Annotated in this window: 4 protein-coding genes; 2 read left to right on the plus strand and 2 right to left on the minus strand. The window is 63.0% G+C overall.

The features are described 5' to 3' along the window. On the plus strand, window positions 1-743 hold a 743-nt coding region (locus tag AWC19_RS01140), incomplete at its 5' end, for a cytochrome P450 (protein ID WP_142280906.1). Window positions 744-1,041: 298 nt separating this feature from the next. After that, window positions 1,042-1,980 (plus strand): SDR family NAD(P)-dependent oxidoreductase, encoded by a 939-nt coding sequence (locus tag AWC19_RS01145; protein WP_085076277.1) that lies wholly within the window; start codon window positions 1,042-1,044, stop codon window positions 1,978-1,980. 265 nt (window positions 1,981-2,245) lie between these two features. On the opposite strand, the gene AWC19_RS01150 is transcribed toward AWC19_RS01145, so the two are convergent. Both AWC19_RS01150 and AWC19_RS01155 read right to left on the minus strand, forming a co-directional pair. Next, on the minus strand, window positions 2,246-3,682 hold the full coding sequence (locus AWC19_RS01150; protein WP_158090819.1) for an amidohydrolase family protein: 1,437 nt from the start codon (window positions 3,680-3,682) through the stop codon (window positions 2,246-2,248). A 106-nt stretch (window positions 3,683-3,788) separates the two neighbouring features. Beyond that, a complete protein-coding gene (locus AWC19_RS01155) occupies window positions 3,789-6,653 on the minus strand; it encodes an FAD-binding and (Fe-S)-binding domain-containing protein (protein WP_211284812.1) in 2,865 nt (954 codons plus the stop codon). Window positions 6,654-6,836 lie beyond the last annotated feature (183 nt).

Consider the following 6,836-nt stretch of genomic DNA (forward strand, 5'->3'; position numbering starts at 1 on the left):
CAACAGCACACCCGCGACCACACAGGTGGGGCCACTTTCGACCGCCCACCCGGGGCCAAATCAGGCTGTCACAGCCAACCGATATCGCCGATCTCAATGACTACGCCCAAAATCTCATCGACACCCGGCGCGCGAACCCCACCGACGATTTGATGTCGACCTTGGTGCACCTGAAGTCAGACGGGAACCAGAACGCCTACAACGACGCGGAGTTACGGCATCATTTCATCATCCTGTTGGCCGCGGGCAACGAAACAACGGCAACGCTGCTGGGTAACGTGATGTTTCTGCTGCTGCGGGACCGGAGCAACTGGGAGCGGTTCTTAGCCAATCGATCGTTGGCGGAGTCCGCGATCGAAGAGGCGCTTCGACTCAAGGCGCCGGCGAAGCTCGCTTTCCGCAACACCACCCGCGATGTCGTGCTCAGCGGAGTGAACATTCCGGAGGGCGCTGTCGTGTGCCCGGTCCTCACTCAGGCCAACATGAACGAACAGAAGTGGCCCAATCCTACCGAGTTTCACATTGACCGGCCAAACGCACGTGAACATTATGGGTTCGGCAAGCTGGCCCATTTCTGCCTCGGCGCTCCGGTTGCGCGATTGGAGGTCAAGATTGCCCTCAACAAGTTGGCGGACCGCCTGCCGGGCCTGCGCCTGGCGACGGATTTCACTCCCGAATACCGGCCGCACATCCTGTCCCAGGATTTGCTTCAGCTACCACTGGAGTGGGACCGGGCTGGCTGATATCGCCTGTGCGTCCCGCCTCACCATCTGGCCGTTCGCTTCTTTCGATGACACAACGCAAACGCAGGCGCGCCGTCGGGCGCTTCGCACAGTCACACCAACCACAACGCCTCGTTGCCTTGGCCCGCGGCGCTTGCGCGTTAACAAACGTGTTGTCGGTGTTGTTGTCGCTTGTTTCGCGTCGATTTTGCGGTCTGTGGGAGTGTCGGCGAACGGATTCGAGTGTCGCCTGCGCGCGGTAAAGCGATGAGCCGGTTCAGTGCCACACCACCAACCATGACAAGAGAAAGGCCAGTGAATGACTAACACCGACGGTGGGAACCGGGTGGCGATCGTGACCGGTGCTGGCCGCGGGATGGGACGGACTCATGCTCTAGCGCTGGCGGATGCGGGTTGTCGTGTTGTGGTCAACGACATCGACGGAGATGCCGCCCAGCAGGTGGTGCACGAGATCTGTGAGCGCGGCGGCCACGCCGTGCTCGACGACCACGACATAGTTCACGATCCCGTTGCGCTGGTCGCGACGGCCATCGACGCGTTCGGCCGCCTTGACGTCCTGATCAACAACGCCGGGGTGCTCGGTGTGACGGCATTCGGCGACGTCTCGGCCGAGAGCTGGGACAAAGTATTCGATTCCCTGATCAAGGGCCCGGTCGGTGTGACGCGGGCAAGCTGGAAGCATTTGCTGCAGTCCGACGCTGGCAAAGTCGTAAACGTCTCCTCAGTGGGGATGCTCGGCAATCCCGGCTTCACCGCGTACGGCGCGGGCAAAGCTGCGGTCTTCGGCTTCACGAAGAGCTTGGCGCTCGAGGCGATCGGTACGAATGTGACGGTGAACTGCATCCTGCCCTCGGCGTGGACAAGAATGTCTGAAGCCATTCCCGATCCACTTGTTCGCGATGTCCTGCAAAAGCATTTCCAACCCGAGCATGTCTCCAGCTTCGTTGCTTGGCTCGCCCATCCGGCAAACCGCATCAATAACGAGGCCTTCGAGGTGGGCGCCGGGCGGGCATCCCGAGTACGCCTAGGGGTCGGGCCAGGCGTCCAGGTCACGACCAGCGATATCGACGCCTGGTTTCAACAGCAGGACAAGCTCATGGCCAGCGGCGGTGAGCTTACCCCCGTCGATACCTCTACTGACCTCTTCGGTCTCGAAGTGGCACGCGCCGTCGAGGATCTCAACCTGCAGCAGTTTACGGAAAAGCCAGTCCAATTCGACAACGTCGAATTCCAATGACGGGACACACCGCGAAATATCCGGCGGACGAGAAGGGTTTGTCGATGTCTCACAGCGGATGGGTTGCAACTACGCACCACAGCGCCCGCCAGTTCTTGTCGTCTCGTCGATTCCGAAACAATTAACCGCGCGCGATGGTCGCAACGGGGATGTCTATGGCAGTGTTCGATGCCGGGCCGGATCTGCACGGACGAGCACGCCCCGAGCGCTCCGATCGTCACATCCCTGGCGAGGCGGGGATTTGGATCCTCCTCATAAATCGAGGCTAGTGGCCCGTCTGACTGAGCAGATTACGCACGGCAGCGTTTTCGGTGTTGGCACTGATGCGATCCAATCGCGCGCCTGCGCCTGCCTTTTGCGCCTGATCGATCAGGTATGCGCGGGATTCGTCGGCGCGGGCCAACAGATAGCCCATATCCGTGTCGGTGAGTTCGTGCGCCCACTTGCGGACATTGCCGTCGACGAACACGACGTCGATGTCTGTAAGCGCGGCGAAGTTGACGACGGTCCCGGCGGCGTCGTCGGCTCGCGGGCGGAGATGAAAGGCGTTGGTGTCGATGCTGATCAAATCTGCTTTGAAGCCAGGGGCGATGGCGCCGACGATGCCGTCTAGGCCGGCATTGCGGGCCCCGCCCGATGTGGCGGCAGTGATGACGTCGATCGGCTGCCACGGCCGCACCGAGGCATGACCGGCGAAACTCAGTTCGTAGGCCCTCTGCCGTTGTTGGTAGAGCAGGGTGCGCATTTCTGTCAAAAGGTCGAGCCCGTAGGCGATCTCGTTGTCCGAACTGATTCCAGGGCCGATCCCGTGCTGCTCTGCCTCGATGACGCTGGGAAATGCCTCGCCCAGACCGAACTGTGGCTCGGAACGGGGAACGACATTGACGGCAACCCCATTGTCGGAGAAGGCTTTCCACCCTCTCTCGGATATTCCGACACAATGGTTGTAGGTGTGGCCGGCGCTCATGAGCCCGGAGTCGATGAGCTCGTCGAGGTTGGTGACCCAGTGGCCCATCTCGGCGCACAGGTCGAACTCGTTGTCGGCGGCGAATGTCCAGGATTCCACGGTGGGGTGGATGTCGAACAAGCGCAGTGTGAGGAGCTGGTCCGTCGAGGAAAAATACTCGTCGCGCAGACGCAAAGCATCCGCGGGAAGTCTGCAGGAATGCTCACCCATGAGTGGGGCGCCGACGCAGAACACGGCGCGGATGCCGGCGTCCTGTAGCGCTTCCACCGCGGCGTCACAGTGTTGCGGGGTTCGGGAGTTGTGGCTGTTGTCCACGATCGTGGTGATGCCGGCATTGAGCGCATGGGCGGCGGTGATCTTCTGTCCCACGGCGATATCTTCTGGTCGATACCGTGGCCCAAATGCGCCATGAGCCAGGGCCAGGTAGTTCTCGAAGTCCGCATCCGGACAGATGCCGCGCAGTTGGCCTTCCCAGGCATGGACGTGCGAGTCGACAAGGCCGGGCAGCAAGATCGAATCGCTCATGTCGACACAGATCGTCGAGGGACCGGCTGCCTCGGACAGGTCGCCCGCGACGGCCTCGATCCGATCACCGACGATCAACACGTCGCCCCGAGTCAAAGTGGGAGATCCCGCAACGCCGAGCAAGTCGGCCCCCTGCAATAGAATCCGGCGCTCACGATCCCGGGCCGACGCTCGTAACCGGTCCAGCGTCTGAAGATCACGAAGGGGCATGGCGACCATCCTCTCGGCGCAATTCGGTTGTGTGGACGGTGACATCCACTGTCACCGATTCTTACCGTGCAACCGCAAAGACGGGCGAAACTCGTCTCCGTTGGGCTCACCCGCGGGTGCTCATAACGACCTCGCATAAGACGGCGATGATGTCGCGGTAGTGCGCCCCCGTGGCCCGCGTCATCGCCATCTCGCAGGTCCGGTTGGTCGACGCGTAAGCACCGAACTCGCGCGAGGCGATTTCGGCGGCCATCGGTGCTGTAGCGGCGGCGGTGAGTTCGGGATGAAGAAGGCCGCGGTCGCCGGCGAAGCCGCAACAACCCCAGGTGGTGGGTACGACCACCTCGTCGGCGATGTCGTGGGCGAGTGCAAGCACGTCGCCTTTGGTGTTCATGTGCACGTCGGCGCACGTGGGATGCACGGCCAGCGTGTCAATCTTGGTGAATTCGCCGAGTTTGGGCATCACGTGACGCCGCACGAACGTGACCGCATCCAGCACGCTGAGTCGACGGTGCTTTGCATGGTGACCCGCGGGAAGCTGCTCGGTCAGCGTTTGCAACGCCCATGCGCAACTGGACGCGTTGCACACGACCGGCAGGCGTCCGCCCTCGGACGCAAGCCACAGCGCTGTGGCGGTCCGCTCGGCCATCTGCTGGGCTCCCGCGGAGAAGCCTTTCGACGCCCACGGCGTCGCACAGCACAGCGAAGCGATCTGCTCGGGTACCCGCGCCACCTCACCGCCCAGAGCTGCCAGAGCCGGGAGGTGGTCGTAGTCGGGCCCGAAAATCGAAGTGACACAGGCGGGGAAGTAGACATAGGTCGCGTTGGGCGGACTCTGCGCTGTGCGTCGCCGGCCGGGCCCGGGCAGCCGATCCCGCATCGACGGGATCCACTCAGGGTTGCCGACTCGTCGCAGTGCGGACGTCGTTGCTGACGCCATTGATGTCGGAAGCTTTCGCGCTAGGCCCACGCCCGCTCGAGCGCCGGCAACGGCCACGCCGAAGCGGTCGGCCACCCGCACGGCGGCCTTTTGGGCCGCCGACGAATGCCGGGTAGCTCGCGCCCGCTTCATCAACGCTCCGGTGTCGATGTGCACTGGGCAGGCGACCGAACACAACGAATCCGCGGCGCAAGTGTCCACGGCGTGATATTCGTAGTCGGTCATCAGCCCGGCGCGCTGGCTGCCGGCCAATCTTTTGGCCTCACGCAACAATGCAATGCGTTGTCGAGGGGTAGTGGTCAAGGCCCGAGATGGGCACATCGGCTCGCAGTACCCGCAGTCCGTGCACGTGTCGATGTCCGCTTCGACGAGCGGAACGACCTTGAGATCGGCCAGGTGTTGGCGCGCGTTATCCGAAACCACGACGCCCGGATTAAGGGTCACCGCAGGATCGAATAGTCGTTTGACCTCTCGGATCACGGCATACAACTCGGCGCCGAACTGGCGTTCTACGAAAGGCGCCATCATGCGGCCGGTCCCGTGTTCGGCTTTCAGAGTGCCGCCCGCATTCAGCACCAGGCCAACCAGATCCTCATTGAACGCGGCGTACCGGTCTACCTCCGCTGGGTCGTCAAATCGGCAGCTGATCATGAAATGCAAGTTGCCGTCTTTAGCGTGGCCGAAGGTGACGCTGTCGTGGTAGCCGTGCCCGCGCAGCAGCCCATGAAGAGAGTTCACCGTGCCGGTGAGCGCGGTGATCGGGACGGCGACGTCTTCGAGTAGTGCGGTGGACCCCGACGGCCGCGCAGCGGCGACTCTTGGGTAGAGGTCTTTGCGAAGCTTCCACATTGCCGCACGACTGGCGGCATCTTGCTCAAAGTCGGCGGCAGCAACCAAATTAAGGTCGTCGAGCAATGTCGCCGCGCCGTCCAACAGATCGTTGAGCTCCGCTTGGCTATCCGCCTCGAGCTCGGCAAGCAAAGCCGTATGGGCGCGCACTTCGAGGGAGCGCAGGACGGGATGTGTTGAGGCGCCGCCTTGACAGACCCTCAACGACGCGGCGTCGATCAACTCCAATGTGCACGCGCCAGCTTTGCTCAGCGGCGCGATCGCGTCGGTTGCGGCTGCGATGCTGGGAAAGACCAAGAATGCGGTGGCGACATGGCGGCGAATCGGAATCGTCCGCAAGACAACGTCACTGACGAATCCGAGCGTTCCCTCGGAGCCCACCATCAGGTGGGCGAGAATGTCGGTAGGCTCGGTGAAGTCTGTGAATGCGTTCAGCGAATAGCCCATGGTGTTCTTGAGCGCATAAAGTTGGTTGATCCGGCGAATGGAATCGTGATTGCCCCTGACGCGATCCCGCAGCCGCAGCAGCCCTTCGTAAAGATCGGGACGCGCATGCCGCAGTCTTAGGTCCGCGTCGGCCAGTGACGTGTCCACCACGGTGCCATCAACCAGTACGACAGCGAGCCCGTCTAGCGTCGAGTAGCTGTTCCATTGTGTGCCACAACGCATTCCCGAGGAGTTGTTGGCGATCACGCCGCCGACGGTGCAGGCGCCCTCGCTGGCCGGGTCGGGTCCCAAGCGGGTGCCGAAGGGGGCGAGCCGCGCGTTGACTGTCCTCAAGGTCGCCCCGGGCTGCACCCGGACCCGCGCGCCTCCATCAAGCACTTCCACTGCCTGAAAGTGCGTTCGGGTGTCGATCATGGTGCCGGCGCCCGAAGCCTGCCCGGACAGGCTTGTACCCCCTGAGCGCAATGTGACGTGGCCCCCTGCGCCTGCAACCGAACGGAATTCCCGAGCGACGTCCTCCCGGCTGCGCGCCCGCACGACTCTTTCGGGAATCAGCCTGTAGTGGCTCGCGTCGTGGGCCATCGCCAGGCGGCGCACCAGACTGTCTTCTGGCACATCGCTGGTGGTTCCACCATCATGATCTTGTGGTCGTCCTGCAAACCAGCGCGCCGTCACGGTTCGCACGCTGGCATCGCCGGCGAAGACCAGGCGAAATCGCGCAGCCAGCGGCCCCACCGCGTCCGGATTTTGTGGGGATTTCCGGCAGCCGTGAACTGTGGGCCTGCGACGCGACGCTGTCGTGGTGTAGCCATGGGTGGTGACTGGGGAGTTGTCGATGGCAGAGGCCGTTGCTGACGCCGAGTTGACGGTGGCCGGTGTGCGGTCGCGGGTGGATGCGTTGGTGGACACGCTGCGTGA

It is taken from the genome of Mycobacterium palustre, assembly GCF_002101785.1.
GTDB classification, from domain to species: Bacteria; Actinomycetota; Actinomycetes; order Mycobacteriales; family Mycobacteriaceae; genus Mycobacterium; species Mycobacterium palustre.

What these genes read in the sequence shown, in the direction of transcription:
- AWC19_RS01145 (WP_085076277.1), top strand. Translation starts at nt 1,042, where the DNA reads ATGACTAACACCGACGGTGGGAACCGGGTGGCGATCGTGACCGGTGCT.
- AWC19_RS01150 (WP_158090819.1), bottom strand. Translation starts at nt 3,682, where the DNA reads ATGCCCCTTCGTGATCTTCAGACGCTGGACCGGTTACGAGCGTCGGCC.